At 74.2% G+C, this 26,590-nt stretch carries 23 protein-coding genes and 1 riboswitch; of the genes, 15 read left to right on the forward strand and 8 right to left on the reverse strand.

Going from position 1 to position 26,590, the window contains the following annotated elements:
• Positions 1-183: 183 nt before the first annotated feature.
• The 3 genes from ACTMS2_RS22725 to ACTMS2_RS22735 form a co-directional block, all read right to left on the reverse strand.
• The gene (locus ACTMS2_RS22725; protein ID WP_441177200.1) at positions 184-1,155 is read right to left on the reverse strand and encodes a mechanosensitive ion channel family protein; all 972 of its coding nucleotides are present in this window, start codon (positions 1,153-1,155) and stop codon (positions 184-186) included.
• A gap of 73 nt (positions 1,156-1,228) precedes the next feature.
• Positions 1,229-2,140: a hypothetical protein gene (locus ACTMS2_RS22730; protein ID WP_441177201.1), complete on the reverse strand. Its 912-nt coding sequence runs from the start codon at positions 2,138-2,140 to the stop codon at positions 1,229-1,231.
• A gap of 46 nt (positions 2,141-2,186) precedes the next feature.
• On the reverse strand, positions 2,187-3,824 hold the full coding sequence (locus ACTMS2_RS22735; RefSeq protein ID WP_441177202.1) for a serine/threonine-protein kinase: 1,638 nt from the start codon (positions 3,822-3,824) through the stop codon (positions 2,187-2,189).
• A 303-nt stretch (positions 3,825-4,127) separates the two neighbouring features.
• On the opposite strand from ACTMS2_RS22735, the gene ACTMS2_RS22740 reads away from it, so the two are divergent.
• A complete protein-coding gene (locus ACTMS2_RS22740) occupies positions 4,128-5,648 on the forward strand; it encodes a sensor histidine kinase (protein WP_441177203.1) in 1,521 nt (506 codons plus the stop codon).
• 34 nt (positions 5,649-5,682) lie between these two features.
• On the opposite strand, the gene ACTMS2_RS22745 is transcribed toward ACTMS2_RS22740, so the two are convergent.
• On the reverse strand, positions 5,683-6,921 hold the full coding sequence (locus ACTMS2_RS22745; RefSeq protein WP_441177204.1) for an MFS transporter: 1,239 nt from the start codon (positions 6,919-6,921) through the stop codon (positions 5,683-5,685).
• Between the two features lie 270 nt (positions 6,922-7,191).
• Between ACTMS2_RS22745 and ACTMS2_RS22750 the strand changes: the two genes are divergently transcribed.
• From ACTMS2_RS22750 to dinB, 10 genes are all read left to right on the forward strand, one after another.
• Complete coding sequence (locus tag ACTMS2_RS22750) at positions 7,192-7,884, forward strand: RraA family protein (RefSeq protein ID WP_441177205.1); 693 nt, start codon at positions 7,192-7,194, stop codon at positions 7,882-7,884.
• 96 nt (positions 7,885-7,980) lie between these two features.
• A riboswitch (SAM riboswitch) is annotated at positions 7,981-8,092 on the forward strand.
• 272 nt (positions 8,093-8,364) lie between these two features.
• On the forward strand, positions 8,365-9,219 hold the full coding sequence (locus ACTMS2_RS22755) for an ABC transporter substrate-binding protein (protein ID WP_441177206.1): 855 nt from the start codon (positions 8,365-8,367) through the stop codon (positions 9,217-9,219).
• Between the two features lie 40 nt (positions 9,220-9,259).
• On the forward strand, positions 9,260-10,036 hold the full coding sequence (locus tag ACTMS2_RS22760) for an amino acid ABC transporter permease (RefSeq protein ID WP_101410064.1): 777 nt from the start codon (positions 9,260-9,262) through the stop codon (positions 10,034-10,036).
• A gap of 2 nt (positions 10,037-10,038) precedes the next feature.
• Complete coding sequence (locus ACTMS2_RS22765; protein ID WP_357723034.1) at positions 10,039-10,776, forward strand: amino acid ABC transporter ATP-binding protein; 738 nt, start codon at positions 10,039-10,041, stop codon at positions 10,774-10,776.
• 256 nt (positions 10,777-11,032) lie between these two features.
• The gene (locus tag ACTMS2_RS22770; RefSeq protein WP_441177207.1) at positions 11,033-12,163 is read left to right on the forward strand and encodes a peptidoglycan recognition protein family protein; all 1,131 of its coding nucleotides are present in this window, start codon (positions 11,033-11,035) and stop codon (positions 12,161-12,163) included.
• Between the two features lie 457 nt (positions 12,164-12,620).
• On the forward strand, positions 12,621-12,962 hold the full coding sequence (locus ACTMS2_RS22775; RefSeq protein WP_441177208.1) for a hypothetical protein: 342 nt from the start codon (positions 12,621-12,623) through the stop codon (positions 12,960-12,962).
• Positions 12,963-13,051: 89 nt separating this feature from the next.
• Complete coding sequence (locus ACTMS2_RS22780) at positions 13,052-14,272, forward strand: PP2C family protein-serine/threonine phosphatase (RefSeq protein ID WP_441177209.1); 1,221 nt, start codon at positions 13,052-13,054, stop codon at positions 14,270-14,272.
• 84 nt (positions 14,273-14,356) lie between these two features.
• Entirely contained in the window at positions 14,357-15,931 is a 1,575-nt protein-coding gene (locus ACTMS2_RS22785) for an FMN-binding glutamate synthase family protein (protein WP_441177210.1), read from the forward strand.
• Positions 15,932-16,038: 107 nt separating this feature from the next.
• Positions 16,039-16,563 (forward strand): GNAT family N-acetyltransferase, encoded by a 525-nt coding sequence (locus ACTMS2_RS22790; RefSeq protein ID WP_441177211.1) that lies wholly within the window; start codon positions 16,039-16,041, stop codon positions 16,561-16,563.
• A 61-nt stretch (positions 16,564-16,624) separates the two neighbouring features.
• On the forward strand, positions 16,625-17,812 hold the full coding sequence (gene dinB / locus ACTMS2_RS22795) for a DNA polymerase IV (RefSeq protein ID WP_441177212.1): 1,188 nt from the start codon (positions 16,625-16,627) through the stop codon (positions 17,810-17,812).
• Positions 17,813-17,882: 70 nt separating this feature from the next.
• Here the strand turns inward: dinB and nhaA are convergent, their stop codons facing one another.
• A complete protein-coding gene (gene nhaA, locus ACTMS2_RS22800; RefSeq protein ID WP_441177213.1) occupies positions 17,883-19,202 on the reverse strand; it encodes a Na+/H+ antiporter NhaA in 1,320 nt (439 codons plus the stop codon).
• Positions 19,203-19,503: 301 nt separating this feature from the next.
• Between nhaA and ACTMS2_RS22805 the strand changes: the two genes are divergently transcribed.
• Positions 19,504-20,130 (forward strand): universal stress protein, encoded by a 627-nt coding sequence (locus ACTMS2_RS22805; protein ID WP_441177214.1) that lies wholly within the window; start codon positions 19,504-19,506, stop codon positions 20,128-20,130.
• 81 nt (positions 20,131-20,211) lie between these two features.
• Here ACTMS2_RS22805 and ACTMS2_RS22810 read toward each other — a convergent pair whose 3' ends face one another.
• The gene (locus ACTMS2_RS22810; RefSeq protein ID WP_441177215.1) at positions 20,212-22,644 is read right to left on the reverse strand and encodes a M14 family zinc carboxypeptidase; all 2,433 of its coding nucleotides are present in this window, start codon (positions 22,642-22,644) and stop codon (positions 20,212-20,214) included.
• 268 nt (positions 22,645-22,912) lie between these two features.
• Between ACTMS2_RS22810 and ACTMS2_RS22815 the strand changes: the two genes are divergently transcribed.
• Both ACTMS2_RS22815 and ACTMS2_RS22820 read left to right on the forward strand, forming a co-directional pair.
• The gene (locus ACTMS2_RS22815) at positions 22,913-23,392 is read left to right on the forward strand and encodes a hypothetical protein (protein WP_441177216.1); all 480 of its coding nucleotides are present in this window, start codon (positions 22,913-22,915) and stop codon (positions 23,390-23,392) included.
• A gap of 199 nt (positions 23,393-23,591) precedes the next feature.
• Positions 23,592-23,924 (forward strand): hypothetical protein, encoded by a 333-nt coding sequence (locus ACTMS2_RS22820; RefSeq protein ID WP_441177217.1) that lies wholly within the window; start codon positions 23,592-23,594, stop codon positions 23,922-23,924.
• A 148-nt stretch (positions 23,925-24,072) separates the two neighbouring features.
• Here ACTMS2_RS22820 and ACTMS2_RS22825 read toward each other — a convergent pair whose 3' ends face one another.
• Together ACTMS2_RS22825 and ACTMS2_RS22830 are read right to left on the reverse strand one after the other, a co-directional pair.
• Positions 24,073-24,633, reverse strand: a complete 561-nt coding sequence (locus tag ACTMS2_RS22825; protein WP_441177218.1) for a dihydrofolate reductase family protein — start codon at positions 24,631-24,633, stop codon at positions 24,073-24,075.
• A gap of 83 nt (positions 24,634-24,716) precedes the next feature.
• Positions 24,717-25,361, reverse strand: coding sequence for a dihydrofolate reductase family protein (locus ACTMS2_RS22830; RefSeq protein ID WP_441177219.1), 645 nt, complete (start codon positions 25,359-25,361; stop codon positions 24,717-24,719).
• A gap of 235 nt (positions 25,362-25,596) precedes the next feature.
• Here ACTMS2_RS22830 and ACTMS2_RS22835 point away from each other — a divergent pair, with 235 nt between their 5' ends.
• Positions 25,597-26,550, forward strand: a complete 954-nt coding sequence (locus tag ACTMS2_RS22835; protein ID WP_441177220.1) for a trypsin-like serine peptidase — start codon at positions 25,597-25,599, stop codon at positions 26,548-26,550.
• Positions 26,551-26,590 lie beyond the last annotated feature (40 nt).

Below are 26,590 nucleotides of genomic sequence, written 5' to 3' on the forward strand. Positions count from 1 at the left end.
TGTGGGGACGAAGCGGACGCCGGACGTACGGCGACCGCGGCGGCCCACGGCAGTGGCCCCTAGCAGTGCATCAACATCGCCACGTCATGCCGGCGATCGTAGTCGCGCCGGCCCGCACGGGCATACCCTTCGCCGGACACACGCCGGGGCGGGACCCGGTCGGATCCCGCCCCGGCGTCGTGCTCAGCGGCGGCGTTGCTCGCCGTCCAGCGGCGGGATGACCATGGTGGCCTCGCTGTCCTCGGCGGCCGGACGGGCTGCGGCGGGCGAGGTGACCTGGGTGGTGTCCGCCTCGCCCTGCCGTGGCACCGGCACGGTCGGGTCGGCGTCGACGCGGGGGCCGGAGACCACCTGGGTGGCCTCCGGGTCCGCGGCGACACGGGGGCCGGACACCACCTGCGTGGCATCCGGGTCGCCGCTCGTGGCCGTGGCGGCGAGGTGCGCCTCGCTGTCGCGGCGCCCGGCCTGGTAGGCGCGGGCGTGCGTGGCGATCTGCCGCGACTCCTGCTCGGCCCGGCTCAGCCACGACTCCCAGCGGCTCTGCATGGGACGGACCAGCCCGCCGCCCACCCCGACGACGAGGATGCCGCCGACGGTGGCCAGCACCGCGATCAGCACGGGAGTGGTGACGGCGGTGGCGACGCCGATCTGGTTGAGCGCGGCGATGACGCCCAGCCCGAGGATGAACACGGAGCCGATGGTGGCGAGGAGCCGGCCGTACGACAGCCCGCCCAGGGCACCGCTGATGATGTCCTTCACCGCGTTGGCGATGGCGGCGGCCACCACGACGATGACGATCGCCACGAAGGCGCGGGGCAGCCAGGCGATCACGCCCGCGATCAGGTCGGAGATGGGGTTAGGACCCCAGATGCCGAAGGCCAGCTGGAGGGTCACCAGCAGCACCCCGTAGTAGGCGAGCTTGGCGACGATGTCGCTGGCGTCGTACCGGGAGCGGGCCAGGGCGCGCCGGATCCCGCCGCGTTCCACGGCACGGTCGAAGCCCACCCGCTCCAGCACCTTGTCCACGATCTTCAGTACGGCCTTGGCGATCAGCCAGCCGGCCACCAGGATCGCCAGGAAGGCGACGGCCTTGGGCAGGAACAGCATCACCGACCGGAGGGCGTCCCCCACCGCGTCGCCGAAGTTGTCTCTCATCGGTAGTCCTCCACACGGCATCCGGGTTCGTCCGGCCCGACCTACCCGCGGCGACGACCCGGGAAACCCCCGCTCAGCGGTGCCGGCAGTCGTAGGACACCGGGGTCTGGGCCTGCACGGGAGCAGGTGAGGTGATGTTGACCGTGGCCGTCTCGGTCGTGGTGCCCACGCCGCTGAAGGCCCAGCGCAGCGTCAGCTCGACGGTGCGCTGGCCGCGCCCGACCCGCTCGGTCAGCAGGCTGCCGGGCGCGCTGCCGGTGCGCAGCCACTGGTAGCGGATCTCCCCGGCCCGGCCGTTGGTCGACACGGTGGCGACCACGTCGATCGTGACGTCACACCGGTCGCCCGCCGGCTGGGCGACCGCCAGCGTCACCCCGGTCACCTCCAGGGGGCTGATCCGCTGCCAGAGGTAGAGGCCGACGGCGACGAGCAGCGCGACGGTCAGCAGGGTGGACAGCACCGAGGTCACCGTCCGCCACGCCGACCGCCGCCGCGGCGGCGGCGACGGCCACGCGGGCGCCGGCGGCGGGGTCGTCGGCACGCCCGGCCCGAACCGCACCTCCCCGCCGGGCGGGGCGGCGGCGCCGGTGGGCCCGCCGAAGAGAGTCCCCTGACCGGGCCCGGTGCCGGTCACGGGCCCGCCTCCCACGGTCGTCGCCCGGGCGGTCCACTCCCCCGACGCGGGTCGCGCCGCCGGCCACGTCCCGGTCCCCCCGCCGACGGCGCGCTGCGGCACCGTCACCTCACCGTGGGCCGACGACCCGGTCGGCTCGCCGGCCGACAGGTGCACGGTCGCGTCACCGGATGGCAGGCGCGCCGTGGCCTCCCCGGCCGACAGGTGCACGGTCGCGTCACCCGATGGCAGGCGCACGGTCGGCTCGGTCGGTGGCTGCGGCCGGTGGACCACGAGGCGGGTGGTTTCCGCGGCGTCCGCCGGCCGTCGATGGGTGGGCAGCGCCTCGGTGGGGTCGTTCGGCTGGGTCACGGCGGCCCGTCCTCCGTCGTCGTGGTCGGCATCGAGGTGTCCGGGCTCAGCCCGGCGTGCAGTACGGATGCAGCGTCACGTGGACCGGCGAACCCTCGGCCGAGGTGTTGCCGGCCTCGTCCACGGCGACGACCCGGACCGGGATCCGGGTGGTCTCCGCCGGCCGGGGCAGGTCGCCCAGGACGCCCCGGAACACCCCGCGCGCACCCGACGCCATGGGCACCTCGGTCGTACGACCATCCAACGTGTACCGGAGGCTGACCCTCAGCTCCCCCGCGGCCGTACGGTCGTCGGAGACGACAGCGGACACCGTGCTGGACGTGGGTCCGTACGGGCAGCCCCGGGGGTCGAGTTCGCTCGGGCTGGCCGCCACCCGCCCGACGGAGGGCGCGACGGTGTCCACCGGCGCGGCGCTGGCGCTGGTCGACGTGGTCGGTGCGGCGGGGCCGGGGGCGGAGGTCGCCGGGGCGCCGGTGTCGTCCGGCGCCGCCGTCGTCGCGGTCGGGGGAGGGGCAGTGGCCGTCGGGTCCGGCGTCGGCGTCGCCCCGACCGTCGGGGTGGCCGGCGCGGTGGCCGGGACGGACGGCGCGCCGGTGGGGGCCGCCGGCACGTCGGGTGGTGGGGTCGCGGCGGCGGGCAACGGCTCCTCGCGGCCGGCGTAGCTGAGCCCGGCGCCACCCAGCAGGAGCGCCGCCGCCAGCCCGCCGCCGACCAGCGCCGCGCGGGCCCGGCCGGATCGTAGCCACGTCCACCGGCCCGACTCCTCGCCGAACGCGGTGCTGGCCAGGCTGGTGGCCCCGCCCGTGCCGTCCGGGAACGGCAGGAGGGCGGCGAGCAGGGCCGCCCTCCGGGCCAGTTCGCGCAGGCCGCGCTCCTCCCACCGCCGCCCGTACGCCTCGGCCGCCACCTGCTCCAACACGGCCAGGAAGACCTGGGCGGGTTGCGGTCGCTCGGCCGGTTGCTTCGCCATGCCGTGCCGCAGCAGGTCGTGCACCGGAACGGGAGCCGGGTCGGTGGGGATCGGCGCGCGGGCGTGCTGCTGGCGCAGGGTCGGCACGTCCCGCCCGTCGAAGGGGGGCCGGCCGGTGAGGCACTCATAGAAGGTGGCGGTGGCCGCGTAGATGTCGCAGGCCGGGCTGGCCGGCGCGCCCGTCCACTGCTCGGGCGCCATGTAGCGGGGAGTGCCGGTGACGCTGATCCCCGAACTCCCGCCCACCGGCATGGCGATGCCGAAGTCGGCCAGCTTGCTGGTGCCCTCGGCGGTGACCAGCACGTTCTCCGGCTTGTAGTCGCGGTGCACGACGCCCCTGGCGTGCGCCGCCCCGAGCCCGGCCAGCGAGCCCTTGAGGACGCAGAGCGCCGACTCCGGCGTCGTCGGTCCGTGCGTGCGCAGCATCTGCCGCAGCGACACCCCGTTGACCAGCTCCATGACGATCGCCGCACCGCTGGGCGACTCGACGTACTCGTAGAGGCGGGAGACGTGCGGGTCGTCGATCTCGGCCAGCAGCCGCGCTTCCTCGCGGAACCCGGCACGGAACGTCGGATCGTCGCCGATCCCGCCGGTGAGGTACTTGATCGCGACCGGTGTGCCGGTCGCGTCGTGCACGGCGAGGTCCACCCGGCCGGACGCGCCGGCGCCGAGCTGCCGCACCGGACGGTAGCCGGAGACCTGCCAGCCGCTCACGCGTACACCTCCCCCGCGCCGGGGGCGGTGGGGCCGCCCCCGGTCGCCATTGTGGTCGCGGGAGCCGGCGCGGCCATCGGCGCAACGGCTGCTTCCGGCCCCCGGACGTCCGGGGCGTCCCGGCGGGCGGCGACATGGTCGGTTACGGACACACGCCACTGGTAGCACCCGACGGCAAGCACCCCGCGCCCGCGCCCCGTCGACTGCACTAAGGTGCAGGTCGTGGGCAGCGAGGCGACTCCCGAGGCAACGACCCGTCGTCCGATGACGACCCGCCGGTGGCTCACTGTCCTGTTGCTGACGATGACCGCCATCGTCCTGCTCGGCGGCGGGGCCGGCGCCGCCGCGCTGCGGCACACCGCCGGGGTCTCCAACCATCTCGCCGACCGGGTCGCCCCGGCCCGTACGGCCGTCGGCCAGCTCGACAGCGGCCTGCTCGTCCAGGCGGCGGCCGTACGCGGCCACGTCGTCACCGCCGACCCGCGTTTCGTCGACTCGTACCGGCAGGGCGTCGAGGACGAACGCGCCACCATGTCGCGGCTGCGCGTCCTGCTCGCCGACGAGCCGGAGGCGCTGGGTGACCTGGAGCGGGCGCGGCGGCTGGCCGACCGCTGGCGCACGGAGTTCGCCGAACGCCTGATCGCCTCCCGGCAGGCCGGCGCGACGCCGCAGGAGCTGGCGCCGCTGGTGACCGGGGACGCGCAGACCTTCGCGGCGGTGCGCGCCGAGCTGACCGGGCTGGTCGGTCGCCTGGACGGGATCCGCGACGCCGGCCGGGGCGACCTCGACGCCGCCCGGGCGCTGCGGGACCTGACCTTCGTGGCGATCCTCGCGGCCCTGCTGGTGTGCGGGATCGTCGGCTCCGTGCTGGTGCGTACGCGGGTGCTGCGGCCCCTGGACCGGCTGGGCGCCTCGGTGCGTCAGGTGGCCGGCGGCGACTTCCGGCACCGGCTGCGGCCCGACGGTCCGGCCGACATCGCCCGGCTGACCAGCGACGTGGAGACGATGCGCCGCGCGGTCGTGGAGGCGTGGGAACGCAGCCAGCACGACCGCAACGCCCTGGAACAGCAGGCGGACGAGCTGCGCCGCTCCAACGAGGACCTGGAGCAGTTCGCGTACGTCGCCTCGCACGACCTTCAGGAGCCGCTGCGCAAGGTGGCGTCGTTCTGCCAGATGCTGGAGCGCCGCTACGCCGACCAGCTCGACGACCGGGCCCGGCAGTACATCGGCTTCGCCGTCGACGGGGCGAGCCGCATGCAGGAGCTGATCAACGATCTGCTCACCTTCTCCCGGATCGGCCGGGTCTACGGCGACGAGCGGGAGGTGGACCTGGCCGAGGTGTTCGCGCAGGCCGAGGCGAACCTGTCGCGGGCCGTGGAGGAGTCGGGCGCGACGATCGACCGCGATCCGCTGCCCACCGTACGGGGCGAGCCGACCCTGCTGACCATGCTGTGGCAGAACCTGCTGGGCAACGCGGTCAAGTTCCGCAGCCCGGACCGGGCGCCGCGCATCCGGGTGACCGTGACGGACACCGCGCAGGGCTGGTCCTTCGCCGTCGAGGACAACGGCATCGGCATCGACCCCCGGTACGCGGAGAAGATCTTCGTCATCTTCCAGCGGCTGCACCCCCGGGGCGCGTACCCGGGCACCGGCATCGGGCTGGCGGTCTGCAAGAAGGTCGTCGAGTACCACGGCGGGACGTTGAGCCTGGACGAGGCGTACCGCGACGGGACCCGCTTCGTGTTCACGCTGCCGCGGGTGCCGGCGGCGGTCGTACCCGGGCAGCCGGGCCAGCCGGCCGAGGAGTCGGCGGCCGGGGTCTGAGCCCGCCCCGGCGCGCCGGGCACCGGCCCCGCGATCAGCTCGCCGACCGACCGCCGCCGGCGGCGCGGGTGGCGGCCAGCGCGATCCCGCACGCCGCGACGGCGCTCAGCGGGGCGATCAGGAAGCCGACGGTCACCTCCCCCGCCGCGTCCAGTACCGCGCCGGCCACCGCCGCGCCGCCCGCGCTGCCCACCGAGAACGCCGTCGCCGCCCACGCGAACGCCTCGGCCACCGTGCCGGTGGGAGCCACGTCGTCGATCGCGACGAAGGCGATGGTCAGCAGCGCCGGCAGCGCGAGCCCGCTGACCGCCATCAGGCCCAGCATCGCGGCCGGGGCCGGGGTGAGCAGCAACGGCAGGTAGCCGACGGCGAAGACGCCGACCGCGCGGGGCAGCGTGGCATGCCGGCGCAGCCCGCCGAAGCGTACGTAGAGCAGGCCGCCGACCAGCGCCCCGGTGGCCTGCGCGGCGAGCAACCAGCCCGCCCAGGACCGGGCTCCGGCCGCCTCGGCGTATCCGGTCGCGGCGACGGTCACGCTGCCCACCGCCGCGCCGACCAGCAGCAGCGCGCCGAGGACCAGGCGGAGCCGGCCGGCACGCAGCGGCCCGGCCCAGTGGCGTACGGCCGGCTCGCCCCGCCAGCGACGCACCGCGTCGGTCGTGGCGAACCACGCGGTACCGACGGCCTGCAGGAGCGCGGCGGCGGCCAGACCGCCGGGCGGGCCGGCCAGGCCCACGGCGGCGAGCGTGACCACCGGGCCGAGGATGAAGATCAGCTCCTGGACGGCGATGTCCAGGGTGTACGCGGTCTGCACGCGGTGCGCGGGGAGCAGGTCGCGCCAGAGCACCCGCAGGCACGACTCGAACGGCGGCGCGCCCGCCCCGGCCAGGGCGGCGGCGCACACCGTCACCGGCAGGTTCACGTGCGCGGCGGTGAGGGCGAAGCCGATCGTCGACGCCGTCACGGACAGCCAGAGCACCGGCGGCTGCCGCCAGCGCTGCGCCATCCGGGCGAGCATCGGCTGGCCCACGGCGGTGCCGGCGGTGAACGCGCCGACGAGCAGGCCCGCGACGGTCAGCGTCATCGTCTCGCGGGCGAACACCAGCAGGGCCAGCGGGGCCGCGCCGAGCGGGATCCGGCCGAGCAGGCTGGCCGCCAGGACCCGGGCGGCCCGTGGCGCCCGGAGCACCGCGACGGCGGAGGTGTCGGTGGGGTCGGCGGCGGGTGGCCGGTCGGCGGGCGGTACGACGCCGGTGTGGTCGGGTGTGGGCATGGCGGAACGCTCCCGGAGGTGTGGCGGAGGTGAACGGCGGGCGGCGTGGCACCGGGCCGGTCAGGGAGCGAAGTCGGAGCGGTCGTGGTCGTTGCCGTACAGCGGCAGGTCGGGGGTGATCCAGCGGCCGTAGGCGACGGCGACGGCCTCGATCGGAATCACGTGGACAGTCTAGGTCCGAGCCAGCGGCACCGGATTGGACCTCGCCGCGGCGGCACCCGTGCTCCCTACGATGACGACCCACGCACCACCACGTGCCAGGAGGACGTCATGCGGGAGCGCTTCGCCGAGCTGTCCACGCCGCTGATCGCCGACGCCTGCGTACGCCTCGGCGTGCCCCCGCGCGCGGCGCCGGCCGGGATCCGGGCGGTCGTGCCCGGTCACCGTCTCGTGGGCCGGGTGCTGCCGGTGCGCCACCACGGCAGCGTGGACGTGTTCCTAGAGGCGTACGGCGGCGCCGCCGCCGGTGACGTGCTCGTCATCGACAACGGCGGGCGGACCGACGAGGCGTGCGTCGGGGACCTGGCGGTGCTGGAGGGCGCCGCGGCCGGCGTCGCCGGGCTCGTCGTCTGGGGCCTGCACCGCGACACCCCGGAGCTGGTGGAGATCGGCCTGCCGGTCTTCAGCTACGGCAGCCTGCCGGCGGGGCCGGCCCGGCTCGATCCGAGGGAGCCGGAGACGCTCACCAGTGCCCGGGTCGGGCCGCACCTGGTGACCGCCGACGACCTCGTGGTCGCCGACGACGACGGGGTGCTGTTCCTGCCCGCCGCGCGGGCTGCGGAGCTGTTCGCGGCGGCGGAGCGCATCGGCACCGTCGAACGGCTCCAGGCGCGGCGCATCCGCGCCGGGGAGACGCTGCGGGAGCAGACCGCCTTCGCCGACTACCTGGTTTGCCGCGCCGCCGAGCCCGGGCTCACCTTCCGGCAGCACCTGCGCCGCGTCGGCGGGGCGATCGAGGAGTGACCGGGGCGGACGGGACGGACGCGCCGTCGGCGGGCGCGTGAGGGTGGTCATAGCGGCTGGACGGCCCAGCGTGGCGGGCTGCTAGCCTCGTCGGCAGGTCATGAGCGCCAGCGTCAAGCCCCGGCTCGCTGGCCGGCAACCCTCGTCCGCGCAGGGGTGCCCCGGGTGAAGACCAGGCATCGGAGCGGCTCCGGTGCAAGCGCGGCCTGGTTCCCAGGTCGACACCGACCGAGGAGAGCCATGTCCCTGCGCACCTTCCCCCCACCGGCGGTTCCCGCCGTGGCACCGGCGTCGCCGGCGCTGACGCGGCGCCGCCACATCGACATGATGCGGGTCTGCGCCACCTCCTGTCGCCCCGGCGACGCGCGCTAGGCGCGCCACCCCCTCTTCCCTGAACCATCCCAGCGGTACGCCCATCGGGCGCACCGTCGGCGACGCACGCCCGTGCCCGTCGCCGGAGACACCTCATCGGAGACACCTGTGCGCATCCTCTCGTCCCTCACCCGGGCCGCCGCCCTCGGCGTGGCCGCCGTCCTCGTCGCCACCGCCCTGACCGGCTGCGGCGACGAAGCGGCCGACGCGGCCGACAACCCGTACGGCCTGCTCCAGCCGGGCGTGCTGCGCGCCGGCACGCTCACCGACGCCCCGCCGAACGTCTACCTCAAGGACGGAAAGTTCACCGGCTTCGACAACGACCTGCTCGTCGCGGTCGCGGAAAAGGTCGGCCTGAAGGTGGAGTTCGTCGGCACCGACTTCTCCGCCCTGCTGTCGCAGGTCAACAACCGCAAGTTCGACGTCGGCAGCTCCTCGATCACGATCACCGAGGCGCGCAAGAAGACCGTCGACTTCGGCAACGGCTACGACTTCGGCCACTTCGGACTCGACGTGCCGGCCGGCTCGTCGATCACCGGCTTCGACCAACTCGCCGGCAAGCGGGTCGTGGTCGTGCAGGGCACCGTCCAGGACGACTACGCCACCGGCGAGGGACTCGACCCGGTCCGGGTGCCCGACTACAACGGCGCGATCAACCAGCTCAAGGCCGGAACGGCCGACGCCTGGATCGCCCCGGCCGAGATCGGCGACAAGTCGGCCGCCGACAGCGCCGGCAAGATCACGGTTGCGGCCAAGCTGCTCAGCCCGGCCCCGACGGCGTACGCGGTCGCCAAGGGCAACGACAAGCTGCGCGAGGCGCTGAACAAGGGGCTCGACGAGGTGATCGCCGACGGCACGTGGAGCCGCCTGCAGGCCCAGTACTACCCGGGCCGCCCCATCCCGGCCGACTTCACGCCGGGCAGCGGCACGGTTCCGGTGCCGTCGGCGTCGGCCACCTCCTGAGACGTAGCGACGACGAGCAAGCGGGGCGGTGGGAGAGACGATGGATCCGTTGAGCACCCTGTGGGAGACCTTCTTCGACGCAGACTCCATGCGCGAGGCGCTGCCCGAGATGCTGACGGTGGGGCTGCCCAACACGCTGATCCTGGCGATCTCCGCCGCCCTGCTCGGCTCGGTGCTCGGCATGGCGCTGGCCGTCGCGGGCATCTCGCGTACGCGATGGTTGCGGTGGCCGGCGCGGGTCTACACCGACGTGTTCCGCGGCCTGCCGGCGGCGGCGACGATCCTGCTCATCGGGGTCGGCCTGGCGCCGCTGGGGATGCAGGTGTGGGGGCCCAACCCGTATCCCCTGGGCATCCTGGCCCTGTCGCTGATCGCGGCGGCCTACATCGGCGAGATCTTCCGCTCCGGCATCCAGTCGGTGGAGGCCGCGCAGTTGGAGGGCGCCAGGGCGCTGGGCCTGTCCTGGGGCGAGGCGATGCGCCTGGTGATCGTCCCGCAGGGGATCCGGCGGGTGCTGCCGGCCTGGGTGAACCAGCTCATCGCGCTGATCAAGGACTCCAGCCTGGTCTACTTCCTCGGCCTGCTGGCCAGCCAGCGTGAGCTGTTCCGCATCGGGCAGGACTACGCGGCCAACACCGGCAACCAGTCGGCGCTGCTGCTGGCCGGGCTGTTCTACCTGACGCTGACGGTCCCGCTGACGCACGCCGTCAACTGGATCGACCGGCGGCTGCGGCACGGCCGGCAGGCCACTCCCGGTGACGCCGACGACGACCTCGACCTGGCGCTGCCGGGCGCGGCGGGAGGGAACCAGCGATGAGCATCGACACGACGACCTCGGTGAGCCTGAGCGTCCGCGACGTGCACCTTGCCTTCGGGGCGAACCGGGTGCTGCGCGGGGTGGACCTGGACGTGGCGCGCGGAGCGACGGCCTGCGTGATCGGCCCGTCCGGGTCGGGCAAGTCCACCCTGCTGCGTACGATCAACCGGCTCATCGAGCCCGACCGCGGCGACGTGCTGCTCGACGGGCGCAGCGTGCGCGGCGACGACCCCGACGCCCTGCGGCAGCGGGTGGGCATGGTCTTCCAGCAGTTCAACCTCTTCCCGCACATGAGCGTGCTGCGCAACGTCACCCTCGCGCTGCGCCGCATCCGCAAGCTCGACGCGGACGAGGCGGCGGCGCTCGCCCGCGACCACCTGGAGCTGGTGGGGCTGGCGGCCAAGGCCGACGCCCGCCCGGCGCACCTGTCCGGCGGGCAGCAGCAGCGGGTCGCGATCGCCCGCGCGCTGGCGTTGCGCCCGCAGGTGATGCTCTTCGACGAGGCGACCTCCGCCCTGGACCCGGAGCTGGTCAAGGGCGTGCTGGGGCTGATGGCCGAGTTGTCCGCCGGTGGCATGACGATGGTGGTGGTGACCCACGAGATGGGCTTCGCCCGCGAGGTCGCCGACACGGTGGCGTTCATGGATCGCGGCGTGGTGCTGGAGGCCGGCGAGCCGGCCGCGATCTTCGAGCGGGCCGAGCACCCCCGGCTGCGCCGCTTCCTCTCCCAGGTGCTCTGACGGTCGGCTACCCTGCCGCGCTGCGTGACCCGCCCGCGACCCACCAGCCGCCCGCGGCGGGCCGGGCGGAGTAACTGCACGTGGAGATCGAGAGTCGGCGCGAACTGGCGCCCCGTCCGGGGAAGCTGGTCCGACCTCGGTCGGCCTCTGGCGCACTGCCACGCCTTGGCAATATCCTCCACTGCACACGCGAAGCCTGGAGTTCCTTTTCAGGGGCCGCCCCCGCCCCCACCTCCGGCCGCAGAGGAGAGACGCCATGCACGTCGAGGATTCCGCACTGGACCGCCGGACCCTGCTGCGCGCCGGCCTCGGCGCCGCCACGGTCGCGGTCGTCGGCAGCCAGCTCGCCCTCCCGGGCACCGCCCACGCGGACCCCGGCTCCGACCTGGACTGGATCTACAGCTGCGACGAGTGGGGCGCGCGCCCGCCGGCGGACCCGCTGTCGGTCAGCGCCATCCCCACCAACAAGATCATCGTGCACCACATGGCGTTCCCCAACGTCACCGACTACTCCGAGGCGCAGGCGGTCAAGCTGGCCCGCGACTGCCAGAACCTGCACATGGACGGCAACGGCTGGTCCGACACCGGCCAGCACTTCACCATCAGCCGCGGCGGCTACGTCATGGAGGGGCGCCGGGGCAGCCTGGAGCGGCTGCGGGCCGGCGACCGGCAGATGATCTCGGCGCACTGCCCGGGCGAGAACGGCCGCGCCATCGGCATCGAGAACGAGGGCACGTACGTCACCGAGACGCCGCCGGAGGCGCTGCTGGACTCGCTGGTCGCGCTCTGCGCGACCATCTGCCGGCGGTACGGGCTGCACGCCCACGACATCTTCGGCCACTGGGACTTCCGTACCACGCTCTGCCCCGGGGCCGCGTTCTACCGGCAGTTCCCCACCCTGCGCCGCCGGGTCTTCGAGGAACTCGGCACCGACCTCGGCGACGTGCCGGCCCGCCGCTGGCCGGACCTGTGGCGCTTCGTCGGCTCCCCCTCCGTACGGGTGGTGCAGTACCTGCTCGCCCACCGGGGCTACGCCGTACCGGTCAACAGCGTCTTCGACGCCGCCACCGTCGCCGCCGTGCAGGACTGGCAGTACCGCAACGGCATCGGAGTCGACGTCGACGCCACCCTCACCGCGCCCACCTGGGAGACCCTGGTGCCGGAGCTGGGCAGGGACGCCACCGGCCTGCCGGTCACCGCCGTGCAGTTCCTGCTGAACTTCCGGGGCCACACCGAGGTCACCACCACCGGCGAGTACGACCACCCGACCAAGATGGCCGTCAAGGACCTCCAGCGCGTCCACGGCCTGCCGGCCCACGGCAAGCTGGACCTCGACACCTGGTGCGCGCTCGTCGGCGGCGTCGTACGCCGGTCGTTCCGCCACTGACCACCGCCGCCGGCCCGTGGGGGCGAACCCGCACGGGCCGGCGGAACGCGGGCGGTGGTCGATCGGCGTACGGACCGACCTGCCCGTCCGGTACGCCGAGGGCGCCCTCACCGTCGACGTCGCGGTGGCGCCCCGGGAGTCCCGGCGGGTGGACCTGCTCGTCGAGCCGGTCTTCGACGGGCAGCGCCTCGCCGCGCCGCCGCCGAGCCGGGCGACGCCGCCGCGCGCGCCCGGGCACCCTGGCCCGCGAGCTCGCGCGGCTGGGCAGCAGCAACTTCAAGGACTCGGACACCGCCATCGTCGACGAGCACGGCGAGGTGGTGCCGAACCCGCTCGCCACCAGCGAGTTGCAGGCGTACTGGTACGCCGCGCTGCGGCACGCCGGGGTGGCCTTCGCCGCGACCGGGCACCCCACGTACGGCGCCGGGCTGGTACGCCGGGCCGCCGCCTGCCGGAGGTGCTCAGCGGCCTGCCCCGCGACGACGCCCACCCGCACCCCGGCGTCTATCCGGACTCCTGCTCCCCGCAGGCCTGGTCTGCCAGCGCGGTGGTGGCGCTGATCCAGGCCCTGCTGGCGCTGCGCCCGGCCGCGCCGCTGCGCACGATCTTCGTTGATCCGCACCTGCCGGAGTGGCTGCCGGACCTCGTGCTGGAGGGCGTGCGGGTCGGCGGTCGCACCGTGGACCTGACCGTACGACGCGGACGCGGCGGGCGTACGTCGCTGCGCGCCCGTGGCGACCGCATCGCGGTGGTCCGCCGGCCCACCCTCCAGGCGTGGACGACCCGCCGCCGGGCCTGACCGGGCGGTCCCGCCGGTGACGGACGAGCCGCACCGGCACCGCACGCTCGCGGGACGGTCGGCCCGACCGACAGGGCTAGGATCCTGTGGTGGCCGATCAGAGGCTCATCGGGGACGACGAACGGTTGCGCCGCATCGAGGCCGTGACCGACGCGACGCTGTCCCGCCTCGACGCTGCCGACCTCTTCGACGAGCTGCTCGACCGGGTCCGGGACCTGCTCGACGTCGACACGGCGGCCATCCTCCTGCTGGACACGCACGCCCAGCAGCTCGTGGCCACCGCGGCCAAGGGGCTGGAGGAGGAGGTCCGGCAGGGCTTCCGCGTCTCCGTGGGCCGCGGGTTCGCCGGCCGCATCGCCCTGACCCGACGGCCGGTGATCGTCGAGGACGTCGTCCCCGGCAGCGTGGTCAACCCGGTCCTGGTGGCGATGGGGCTGCGGTCGCTGCTCGGCGTGCCGATGTTCGCCCGGGGCGAGCTGATCGGGGTCCTGCACGTCGGCACGCTGCACCGACGCCACTTCACCGACGACGACGTACGCCTGCTGGAGCTGGTCGCCGACCGGGCCAGCCTGGCCAGCCTCGCCCGGTCGCACAACCTCGACCACAGCGCCGCCCTCGCCCTGCAACGCAGCCTGCTGCCCACCCAGCTGCCCGGCGTGCCGGGCCTCGACCTGGCCGCCCGCTACGTGCCCGGGCACGTCGCCGGGATCGGCGGCGACTGGTACGACGTGTTCGTCCTGCCGTCGGGCTGGCTGGGCCTGGTCATCGGCGACGTGTCGGGCCACGGCCTTCAGTCGGCCGTGGTGATGGGGCGCATCCGCAGCGCGCTGCGCGCCTACGCGCTGGTCTGCGACGACCCGGCGGAGGCGTTGACGCTCCTCGACCGCAAGGTCGGCCACTTCGAGGCGGGCAACCTGACCACGGCGCTGTACGCCATGATCTCCCCCGACCGCACCCGCATCCGGCTTTCCGCCGCCGGGCACCTGCGTCCCGTCCTCGCCGCGCCGGGGCGGTCGGGCGAGCCCGTCGCGGTCCACGCCGACCCCCCGCTCGGCACGGGTCGCCGGCCGCCGGCCCGGCAGCGCACGGAGGTGCGGTTCCCGCCGGGAGCGGTGTTCGTCTGCTTCACCGACGGCCTCGTCGAACGCCGCCACGAGGTCATCGACGTCGGCCTCGGGCGGCTCGCCGAGGTGGTCCGGCCGGCGCCGGCCGAGCAGGTCTGCGCCACGGTGATGGGCGCGCTGGCCGCCGAGCAGCCGACCGACGACATCGCCATGCTGGTCGTCCACCGCCTGATGACGTCGCCCTGATCCGCGCGCCGTCCGGGTCGTCGACGTCGACCGCGCCTCCGCCGGTCCGTTTGGCGGGGGGCGATCGCGGAAAGAGTGGCGGGCATGAAGTGGGCAAGCCGAGCCGTACCCGCCGCCGTCGCCGCCGTCGCGGCCCTCGCCGCGCGTGACCTGATCCAGCGCGACCACGCGTTGCTGCGTACCTTCCCGGTCCTCGGCCGGGCCCGGTACCTGCTGGAGTCCATCGGGCCGGAGCTACGCCAGTACATCGTCGCGGGCAACAACGAGGAGCGGCCGTTCACCCGCGACCAGCGCCGCTGGGTGTACGCGTCGGCGAAGCAGCAGAACAACTACTTCGGCTTCGGCACCGACAACGACATCGAGTTCACCCCCGGATACCCGATCATCAAGCACCGCACCTTCGGTCGGGCCGTCCCGCCGTCGACGCCCGGCGCCGGGCACGACGTGCGGCTGCCGTGCGCCAAGGTGCTGGGCGCCGCCCGGGGCCGCGCCCACGCGTTCCGGCCCGAGTCGGTGGTGAACATCTCCGGAATGAGCTTCGGGTCGTTGTCCGGCAACGCCGTGGAGGCGCTCAACCGGGGCGCGGCCCTGGCCGGCTGTCTCCAGAACACCGGTGAGGGCGGGCTGTCGCCGTACCACCGCAAGGGTGGTGACCTGGTCTTCCAGATCGGCACCGCGTACTTCGGCTGCCGCGACGAACGCGGCCGGTTCAGCCTCGACCGGCTCAGGGACCTGGTCGCCGGCGCGCCGGTACGGGCGCTGGAGATCAAGCTCAGCCAGGGCGCGAAGCCCAGCCTCGGCGGGCTGCTGCCGGCGGCCAAGGTCTCCGCCGAGATCGCCGCGACCCGGGGCATCCCGCAGGGGCGCGACTGCGTCAGCCCGTCCCGGCACGCCGAGTTCTCCGACTGCGACAGCCTGCTCGACTGGGTGGAGCTGCTCGCCGCCGAGACCGGCCTGCCGGTCGGCATCAAGTCCGCGGTGGGTGACCTCGGCTTCTGGGAGGAGCTGACCACCCTGATGCGTGACACCGGCCGTGGCGTCGACTTCGTCACCGTCGACGGCGGCGAGGGCGGCACCGGCGCCGCGCCGCTGATCTTCACGGACTCCGTGTCACTGCCGTTCCAGCAGGGCTTCGCCCGGGTCTACAAGGTCTTCGCCGAGCGCGACCTGCACGAGCAGGTGGTCTTCGTCGGCGCCGGCAAGCTCGGTCTGCCCGACAACGCGGTGGTCGCGTTCGCGCTCGGCTGCGACATGGTCAACGTCGGCCGGGAGGCGATGCTGGCGATCGGCTGCATCCAGGCCCAGAAGTGCCACACCGACACCTGCCCCACCGGCGTCGCCACCCAGAACCCGTGGCTCGTCCGAGGTGTGGACCCGGGCTCCAAGTCGGTGCGCGCCGCCAACTACATCCGCACGCTGCGCCGGGACCTGGTCAAGGTCGCCGAGGCGTGCGGCGTCGAGCACCCGGGCCTCATCGACACCGACGCCATCGAGGTCCTCGACGGCCGGACCGCCTCGCACCCCCTGCACGAGGTGTACGGCTACCGCCCCGAGTGGGGCCTGCCGTCCGCCGCCGACCGGGCGGAGATCGTGCGGTTGATGACGGCGGAGGCCCCGCAGGGTGGCACCGCCCCGCCCTCGGCGACCGCGATGTCCTGACCTGCCGTCCGGCGCCGGGCCGTGGGGCGGCCCGGCGGCCTCCCACATGCTCCGGTGCGCACCATATTGGCGTGCACCGCAGGCCGCGCCCCGCCTATGGTGACGCGGTGTTGATCAGACGTGAGACCCCCGCCGACGTCGACGCGATCCGGGCGGTGCACCTGGCCGCCTTCGCCGATGCTGGGAAGCCGGACGCCGTACCCGTCGAGGCGGGGTTGGTGGACGCCCTGCGGGCCGACGACGGGTGGCTGCCGGCCCTCTCCCTCGTCGCGGCCGACGACGCCGGGCAGGTGGTCGGGCACGTCGTGTGCACCCGGGGCATGGTCGCCGGCGAGCCGGTCGCGCTGGGATTGGGCCCGCTCGGCGTGCTGCCGGCCTGGCAGCGGCGCGGCGTCGGCTCCGCGCTGATGCACGCGGTGCTCGGCGCGGCCGACGCGCTCGGGGAGGCCCTGGTGGTGCTGCTCGGGCATCCCGACTACTACCCGCGCTTCGGGTTCCGCCCGGCGGTCGACCTCGGCGTCACCCCGCCGCAGCAGTGGGGGCCGCGCTACTTCATGGCCCGCCCGCTGAGCGCCTGGCGGCCGTCGATCCAGGGCGGGTTCGCCTACGCCCGCCCCTTCGACGAGCTGTAGGCGGCGACGCGTTCGGGCAGGTCAGTACCGCTGCCGTCGGGTTCCATGCGAACATGTGTTCGTGTCGCGCGAGGCCAGCATCCTGCACGCCGACCTGGACGCGTTCTACGCGTCGGTCGAGCAGCGGGACGATCCGCGCCTGCGCGGGCGGCCGGTCATCGTCGGCGGCGGCGTCGTCCTCGCGTGCAGCTACGAGGCGAAGGCCCGCGGCGTCCGCAGCGCCATGGGCGGCCGGCAGGCCCGGCGGCTCTGCCCCGAGGCGATCGTCGTGCCGCCGAGGATGGCCGCCTACACGGCGGCGAGCCGCGCGGTGTTCGAGATCTTCCGGCACACCACCCCGATCGTCGAGGGGCTCTCCATCGACGAGGCGTTCCTCGACGTGGGCGGCCTGCGCCGGCTGGTCGGCCCGCCCGCCGACATCGCGGCCCGCCTGCGCCGGGACGTACGTGAGGGGGTCGGCCTGCCGATCACCGTGGGGGTGGCCCGCACGAAGTTCCTCGCCAAGGTCGCCAGCGGGGTCGCCAAGCCCGACGGCCTGCTGGTCGTCCCGCCCGACGGGGAGGTGGCGTTCCTGCACCCGCTGCCGGTGGAGCGGCTGTGGGGCGTCGGGCCGGTGACCGCCACGAAGCTGCGCGAGCGACGCATCCGTACGGTCGGACAGGTCGCCCGCCTCGGCGAGGCGACGCTGGTCTCGCTGCTCGGCGCGGGCGTCGGCCGGCATCTGCACGCCCTCGCGCACAACCGCGACCCACGGCCGGTGCAGGTCGGCCGCCGGCGCTCCTCGATGGGCGCGCAGCACGCCCTCGGCGCGGTCCCGCACTCCCCCGCCGAGCTGGAGGCGATCCTCGCCGGCCTGGTCGACCGGGTGACCCGGCGGATGCGGGCGGCGTCGCGGGCCGGCCGGACGGTGACGTTGCGCCTGCGCTTCGGCGACTACACCCGCGCGACGCGCTCCCGCACGGTGGCCAAGGCGACCGCCGACACGGTCCCGCTGCTCGGCGCGGCGCGCACGCTGCTGCGGGCCGCGCTGCCCGAGATCGAGCGGCGGGGCGTGACCCTGCTCGGCGTGTCTGTCGCGAACCTGGACGACTCCCCCGTCCAGCCGCCGCTGCCGTTCGAGCGCGACCCGGGTGCGGACCTGGACGCGGCCGTGGACGCGGTGCGCGACCGGTTCGGGTCGGGGGCGCTCACCCGGGCGGTGCTGCTCGGCCGTAACCCCGGCCTGGAGATGCCGCTGCTGCCGGACTGAGCGGGCGGGGCGTCCACCGGCGTCGGCTTCGTCGCGGCGTCCGCCACGGTGCTCGGTCCGGCGCGGGTGTTCAGTGCATGTCAGGCCGGTCGGGGTGCGCGTCGTACACGTCCGGCACGCCGTCCCGGTCGCGGTCGACGGCCTCCGCCTCGCGCACCTGCCGGTACAGCCGGCTACGGGCGCGCAGGATCACGGCGGCCAACAGGGCCGAGAGCAGGGAGCCGGTGAGCACGGCGACCTTGACGTGGTCGTCGCGCTCGCTGCCCAGACCGAAGGCCAACTCGCCGACGAGCAGGGAGACGGTGAAGCCGATGCCGCCGAGCAGCGCCAGACCAAGCACGTCGAGCCAGTTGAGGCCCTCGTCGGGGGTGGCGCGGGTGAACCGGGACACCAGCCAGGTGGCGCCCATGATGCCGACGGGTTTGCCGAGGACCAGGCCGACGACGATGCCGATCGCCACCCGATCGGTGAGCGCGCCGGCCAGGCCGGTCAGGCCACCCACCGCGACCCCCGCGGAGAAGAACGCGAAGATCGGCACCGCGACGCCGGCGGAGATCGGCCGGAACCGACGCTCGAAGTGCTCGGCCAGGCCCGGCCCGGCGCCCGGTCCCCCGGCCGCGTAGCTGCCGACGGCCGGAACGGTGAAGGCCAGCAGAACCCCCGCCACGGTCGCGTGCACTCCGGACTCGTGCACCAGCACCCAGGTCAGGGTCGCGAGTGGGAGCAGCAGCCACCAGGACCGGATCCGGCGCTGCACCAGCAGGCCGAAGATCGCCAGGGGGGCCAGGGCACCCAGCAGCGGCACGACCGACAGGCCGGTGGTGTAGAAGACGGCGATGATCACGATCGCGATCAGGTCGTCGACGACCGCGAGGGTGAGCAGGAAGGTCCGCAGCGCCGGAGGCAGGGACCGACCGACCACGGCGAGCACCGCCAGGGCGAAGGCGATGTCGGTCGCCGTCGGGATCGCCCAGCCCTTCGGCGCGTCGCCACCGGCGATCAGGTGGTAGAGCAGGGCCGGCACCAGCACTCCGCCGCAGGCCGCCGCCACCGGCACCGAAGCGCGCCGCGGATCCCGCAGGTCGCCCGCGACGAACTCACGTTTGAGTTCGAGCCCGGCGACGAAGAAGAAGACGGCCAGCAGGCCGTCGGCCGCCCACGTGGCCAGGCTGAGGTTGAGGTGCAGGAGGGCCGGACCGACACGGACGTCCCGCAGTGTCTGGTAGTGCTCGGTCCAGGGCGAGTTCGACCACGACAGTGCCAACAGCGCCCCGACGAGCAGAAGCACCCCACCCACCGTCTCCCGGCGCAGGAGGGCGGAGATTCGGCCGGTCTCCGCCCACGAACGTCGGGCGAACAGGCTGCCGCGGCGCCGGCCGGCGTCGGTCACGGGGTCTCCTCGTCGGCAGGGGACGGTTCGTCCATCGCCGACCGCACCCCCGTGCGCACCGGAACCAGCGGTCTCCGCCGTCCCGTCCGACGACGACGCCGGGTGCACTGGTACCCGGCTGTGGCTCGCCGAACCCGTCCCGCGCGCCTCATCACCGTACGCGAGCACCGGACCGGCGATCCGACCGACGGGTGCGGACGGCGAGGTCGGCGACCCGTCCCTGTTCGGACGCGGTGGCCTACCCGCGGCCACCGGGGGTAGTCATGCTGCCCGCCCGTACCGACCACGCCGGGAGGACGCCGTGGCTGAACTGGGACTGGCCCTGTTGGCGATCGTGGCCTGGCTGGTGGCCGGACTGGTCACCGCGGCCGTCTTCGTCACCCGCGGCGGGCACCGCAACCTGCTCTGGTATCTCGTCGGAGGGCTGCTCGGTCCGCTGTTCATTCCGATCGCCGCGGAGCGCGGTCGGGCCGAGCCACACCGCATCGACGTCCGGTCCCGGGCACCGGCGTCGACCGGGCCCGGCCTGCGCGTGCTGGTCGGTCTGGACGGTTCGCCCGACTCCGACCGGGCGCTGCGCGCCGTCGCCCACGCGCTGGGCGGAACCACCAGCGAGCTGGTGCTGGTCACCGTGACCGACCCGGACGTGGTCGATATCGAGGCGGACGAGGAGCACCGGCGGGCCCGGCGGATGCTGGACGAGGCCGCGCGCGTCCTGCCCGACGAACTGCCCGCCCCCAGTACGGAGGTCGTCGTCGGTCACCCGGCCGACGCTCTCCTGGCGGTCGCCGACGCGCGGGACGTGGACCTGTTGGTGATCGGGAGACGAGGGCACGGGCTCGACGAGAAGCTGCTGGGCAACGTGGCGGAGGATCTGGCACACCGAAGCTCCCGGGCGGTCCTGCTGGGCACGCTGCCCGGTCGCTGATCGCGTCGTTTCCCCGGCACCAGCCCGGCGAGCAGGGGGTGTGCAGGTCGACATCCCGCACACCCCACCGCGCGCGCCCGGTCAGCGCGCCCGCAGGACGGCGGTGCCCTTGCGGTAGTTGCGGCCGTTGCCGTCGGGGCGGTAGCCGTTCTCGACGTTGCCCGCCGAGTCCACCGAGAACCAGTGGATGCGGGTGCCCGCCGGGACGGTGAGCGTCTCCCCGCCCTCGCGGACGCCCGCCGAGCCGTAGAGCGTCGACGCGTACGTGGGGGCGGCCCGGTCGAGGGTGTAGAAGACGGCGGCCGGCTCGCTGGTGGAGAAGGTCACGTCCACCATGCCCGGCGTCGCGCTCGGCGCGACCGCGAGCGTGCTGCGCGGCCGGGTCCGGTCCTTGGCGTGGTCCCGGGCCACCCGCATCAGCTCGACCAGGCCGTTGGCGAACTCCAGCGTCTCGGCGTGCGCCTCGTCCCACTCGGGCTGGAACGAGGTGCCGACCTCGAAGTTCCAGGCGTAGATGCCGTACTTGTACCAGAGCATGTCCCCGGAGTTGCCGGCCGCCGAGTAGAGCACGTCGGAGATCGGGCCGGTGCGCGCCGGGGTGACCGCCATGTTGCGGTGCCGCTTGATGGCGGCCAGGATCCGCGCCGAGGCACCCCAGAAGGCCGACTCCTGGGCGAGCGTCGGGCGGGGCGCGGAGACGCGACCGGGCAGCGCGTACGCCCCCGGCGACCACATGAAGTAGTTGCCTGAGGAGTGCAGGTTCATCGAGAACCGGATGTTGGGGCGGGAGGCCAGCCAGTCGAGGTTGCGGTTCTCCGGCTCGGAGAGTTCGCTCGGGCCGGCGTACGTGCCGCTGGTGCAGCTCGCCGACGCCCCCGAGTAGCCGTCGAAGAGGCTGTACTCGGTGTAGTTGCGGTTGTTGTCCACGCCCCAGGAGTTGCGGGCCAGGAAGTCGGCCGCCCCGGTCGTCGGGCAGTGGTTGGTCATGTTCTTGCGCTGGGAGTTGAAGTCGTAGAAGGAGTAGTGGCCGCCGTCGGGGTTGATCGAGGGAGCGATCCAGATGTCGAGGTTGTCCAGCAGCTGCCGGGTCCGCCCGTCGTGGGCGTAGTTGCGCAGCAGCCGCTCGGCGGTCTCGACGGTCACCAGCGGCGGCACCCACTCGCGGGCGTGTTCCTGGGCGTACGCGAGCACGCCGAGCTTCGAGCCGTCCCGGTGCTTGCCGATGCGGATGGCGTACACCGGATGCGGGTCGCGCGAGACGGTCGCCGGCGCGCTCAGGCCGTCGCTGAGCGAGGTCCGCGCGGCCGGCGCGACCACTCCGGCGCCCGTGCTGCCCCGATAGGTGTACGCCCGCACGAGCGTCCCGGCCTCGGCGTTGAGCGCCGCGACGACCTGGGCGGCGGTGCTGCTCACGGCGCCGTCGCCGTCGGTGCCCAGCGTGACCCGGACGGCCGGGCCGGCGACGGTCACCGACAGCGGCACGTTCGCGGCACCCGGGTCGACGAGTTCCACGGAGACGTCGTTGCCGCCCTCGTGCCCCCAGGCGCGGGAGTCCACCGCGACGCGGCTGTCGGTGGCGGCGCCCAGCACCGCCTGGGCGTGCCGCCGGTAGCCGTTGGTCCGGTGCGGCAGTTCGACGATCTCGGCCATGCGGGGGAACTCGGCGGCCAGTTGGTGGATCCGCGCGTACAGCTCGGTCGGTGTCAGGTAGCTGGTGACGAAGTCCTTCTGGTAGCCGGGTCCCTCGGGGCCGTCGCCGGGGGTGGGCAGCCACTCCCGCACCTGCGCGACGGCCACGTCGCCGGTGGGGCTGGTGATCCGGATCCGGTCGGGGCGGCTGGTCACCGGGGCGGCGCCCCGGTGGTAGAGGTAGACCCCGGCGTCGACGAAGCGGGAGATCGTCTGCGTCCCGCCGGAGCCGATCTCGGTGCCCGGCCCGCTGTCCCGCTCGACGGTGAGGGCGTCGGCGGCGCTCTGGCCCTGCGCCCACTTCGCCTCGACGGAGAGGACCTGCTCGGTGCCGGAGGTGTAGTAGTCCGCCCGGATGATCTTGACATCGGACACGGCGGACGCGGCCAGACCGAGCGTCGCGGCGGCGAATCGACGGTTCTGCGCGACGTGCCCGGCGATGGTCGCCTCGCGTTGCGCCACCCGGGCCCGGGCGTCGGCGGGGCGGTGCAGCACCTCACCGAGCGTGAACCCGGCCCTGGTCAGCGCCGCCGCCTCGGTGGCGGTGACGACCGCGTGCGCGACGACGCCGTCCTCGGTACGGGTGACGTGGTGGTCGAGGTCGACACCGGTGGCGACGAGGGCGTCCAGTTGGGCCGTGCCGGCGAGCAGCACCTCGACGACGTTCGCCTCCTCGTCGGCACCCCGGACCAGTTCGACGGGAGCTGCGGCGTCGGGCACGACGGCCGACGCCGGGCCGACCAGCAGCACCACCGCCGTGGCGGCGGCCAGCGCGGCCGGGACGGGTAGGCGGCGGCGCCACCGGGGGGCTAGGGGATCACGCATGGGTCCGCCCTTCTGGTGTCGGCAGGGCGGCCGGAACGGGATGGCCGTGGGGGCCGCCCGGGTGCGGCTCCGCCCGTCGGTCGCGCACCACGAGCTGAGGCCATCCTCAGTGCACGCGAACTCTCATGTCAATGCCCGTCGATGTGTCGTGCGCGCCGACGGCCGACGTACGACCGGCGTTGAGTAGGAGTGCTCACGCCCCGCCCGGGGAGCACCCACATACTTACCCGAGCAACGTGGACAAGATCGCCGGGAGAAGGCAACGGGCATGACGAAGCAGCACCGACCGACGTTTCCGATCACCGCACTCGTCCTGCTTCTCTGCACCCCGGTGGCGGCCTGGTGGCTCATCGGCGACCTGACCGGCGACGAGGCCCGGCGACTCGCCGCCGAGGGCGTCGAGTTGGACTACGCGATCCGGCCGGTGAGCCTCGGCGCGACGGGAGAACGCGTCGTCGGCGTGTTGGCGTGCGTCGGCGTCGTCCTCGCGCTCGCCTGGCTGCTCCGGGCCACCGCACGCCGCAGTCTCGACCGCCGGTGGTGGTGGGTGCTGGCGCCGCTCGTCGCGGCCGGCGTCCTCCTCGGCCTCGCCTGGCGGGTGCTGACCGCTGGTGGGATCGGCGCCAACATCGGAGCGGGGCTCATGGTCATCGCGGGTGGGCCCACCCTGGCGGTCCTGCTGATCGTCGCCGCGGTCGCGGCGCTGCGGATGCGCCGCAACCGGCCGCCGCACGCCCCGCACCACTGAGAGCGACGGGCCCGTTCCGCCGCAGGTGTCGCCGTGGCGGCCTCGTGCGGGCCGGCTGTCCGGTGATCTCGGCCACCCCGCCCCCGCCTGCGAGCCGCCCGGCGCCCTGTTGCGCAGCCTGGAAGGGGTGCCGAGGTTTCGCCGGGGTGGAAACTGGAGAAGGTTGCAGATCGCACCTGCGCTCAAGGGGGATCAACTCGTGTCCGACACCACCGCCCGGTCCGACCGTCAGGCAGACCGTCCCGCCGAGGTGACCGACCCGCTGCTGTGGAAGCTCGCCCTGGACGTGGCCGACGCCCACGAGCCGGACGGGGACGGCGGTTGCCGCAACCTGCTCTGCGCGGGCCAGGCCTGGCCCTGCCCGGCCTGGAACAACGCCCAGCGCGCACTGCGCATGGCCCGGACCGACTCCGGGCAGCCGTCGCCGCACGCGGCACGGCCGACCGGCGGCCAGGGCCGCTCCGACCGTTCGGCGCCCGGATTGGCGCAGCGCACCCGGCCGAACGACCCGCGGGCCGCGTCGGCGGCATAGGCCGTGTCGTAGAAGTGGTCGTGCCGGGGCCGCGAGCCCCTGGTCACCGGCGTCGCTCGGCCCAGGTCGGTCGGGTCCGGCTACTCGCCGGTCCTCGCCACCCTGAGGTACGGCGGCCGACCAGGGCGCTCCTGGCGGTGACGCCGGGTCAGCGGTCCACGCGGTAACGCGCGAAGATCGTGCCCTGCGAGAAGGTGTGCTGGTCGAGCAGGGTCAGGTTACGCCGGACGCCGTCGGGCAGGGCGCGCGTGCCGCCACCGACGAGCACCGGGCAGATGACGAGGCAGATCTCGTCGACCAGGCCGGCCCGGTGGGCCTGGGCGGCCAGGTTGGCGCCGCCGATCGCCAGGTCGCGCGTGGCCGACTCCTTGAGCGCGCGGACCGCCGCCGGGTCGAACGTGCGCTCGATACGGGTGCGGGCGCTGCGCGGCGCCTCCAGCGTGGACGAATACACGATCTTGTCGGCGGAGCGCCAGATCTCGCTGTAGTCGAGGATGTAGTCGGGGTGCCCGGGCTCCTCGTGGGCGGTCTCCCAGTAGGACATCACATCGTAGAGCCGGCGGCCGTAGAGGTGGGTGCCGATGCCCCGGTCCAGGTCGTTGAGGAAGCGGTGCACCTCTTCGACCGGCTCGCTCCAGCCGAACTTGCCGTTCTCGTCGTTGATGAACCCGTCGAGGGACACGATGTCGGTGTTGATCAGCTTGGCCATCTCTCCGCCTGGGTGCGTGGTCGGGCTCGGGGTGCGGAAGGCGGCAGGCGCGGACCTGCCTGGCCCGCGCCTGCCTGAGACTTTCAGTCGTCGCGTCCGGCACCGCGATCGGGTGCGCTCATGTCCCCCGTTGCGGGCGTGCCGTCGGCGAGCCCGTAGCGCAGGTAGACGGTGCCGCGCGGGTTGGCCACCGGCGGTTCGAGAAGGGTCACGTTCGTGGGCACCGCGCCACCGTCGAAGACCTTCTTCCCGACGCCGAGCACGATCGGGTGCACCCAGAGGTCGAGTCGGTCGAAGAGCTTCTCGCGCAGGAGGGTCTGCACCAGGTTCAGGCTCCCGACGACCTTCACGTGCTCGTGCCGGTCACGGACCTCGCGCACCGCGCCGACCAGATCCGGGCCGAGCTGGGTGGAGTTGGCCCACGAGAGGTCGGGCCTGCCCCGGGAGGCCACGTACTTCGGGACGCGGTTGAAGAGCGTGGCGATCTCGTTGTCCTCGCCGCCCTCCTGGTGCGGCCAGTGGGCGGCGAAGATGTCGTACGTCCGCCGGCCGAGCAGGAGGGCGTCGGTGCCCTCGTAGGCGGCAGCGACCTGCGCCCCGGAGACCGCGTCCAGCAGGGGCGCCTGCCAGCCGCCGAACGGGAACCCCGCCGGGTCCTCCTCGGGACCGCCGGGCGCCTGCCCGACGAGGTCGAGGGTTGCGAACAGCTCGATGTGGATCAGGCCCATGCCCTACCCCCGGTGAGTTGGTGTCGATCCGGCACTCGACACTCACGATAGATCACGGACCGTGTCCGGACGGGTGACCGCGCGCCCTGCGGCGTAGCGAGCCGGCGAGGACGCCGGTCGGTGTCCGGCCGGGAGGATCCGGTGTCCGGGAACCGGCCGGACGGCGCGGCGTGTCCGCAGCCTGGTCTGCGTAGGCGTGAGCGCGGGGAGAGCCCCGCCCGGCCAGAGGAGAGCCATGCTGAGAAAGAGATGGGCGATCGTAGCCCTCGCCGCCGTAGCCGTCGGCACCGCCGCACCTCCGGCCGCCCCGGCGGCTGCCGCGACGGCCGGGGACCGGCCCGCCGTCAGCGACGCCACGTCGTCCGGGCACCGGGTCACGAGCACCACGGTCCCGGCGACCGGCGCCGGCGCCGCAGCCGGCGCGGCTCCCACCGCCGGCATCAACGCGATCTTCGGTCCCGACACGCGGGTGCCGGTCACGCCGACCACCGCGTATCCCGCCAGCGCCACCGTCCGGCTGACGTTCACCGGCGGCCAGTGCACCGGCTTCATGATCAGCGAGCGTACGGTCGCGACCGCCGGCCACTGCGTGCACTCCGGCGGCTCCAACGGCAGTTGGCGCACCAACGTCGTCGCGTACCCGGGGCACGACGGCACGACGGCACCCTTCGGCTCGTGCGCGGCGGTCCGGCTCTTCGCCCCCTCGGGCTGGACCGGCTCGATCTACGCCCCCACCCCCGCCGACCCGGCCTACAACTACGGGGCGGTGCAGCTCAACTGCACGATCGGCGCCAGGACCGGCTGGCTCGGCCTCGGTTACCCGAGCCAGCCGGTGACCGGGTCCTGCACGACGACCCAGGGATACCCGCTCGACCGGCCCGGCCAGTGGGCCAGCAAGGACGTCATCCGTGCCGAGAGCACGAGCTTCTTCTACGTCCGGCATCCCTTCGTCGGCGGGCAGAACGGCAGCCCCGTCTTCTACACGCCCAACCCGGACGACTGGTGCCCGACGCGGCCGCCGCTGGTGATCCCGTGCCCGTGCCCGCCGCCACCGCCCTGCGTGTGTCCGGTCTCGACGGTGCTGGGGATCCTCGCGAGTGGCCCGTACGGCGCCGGGCCCGGAGCCACCAACAACATCGTCACCCGGATCACGGCCCCGGTCGTCAACAACTACCTGCAGTGGCGTTGACCCGTCCGGCAGCAGACTCCCGGGGCGCGTGGCGGCAGGC

Origin of the sequence: Micromonospora sp. SD12 (genome assembly GCF_052068495.1) — a bacterium.
Lineage (GTDB): Bacteria > Actinomycetota > Actinomycetes > Mycobacteriales > Micromonosporaceae > Micromonospora > Micromonospora echinofusca.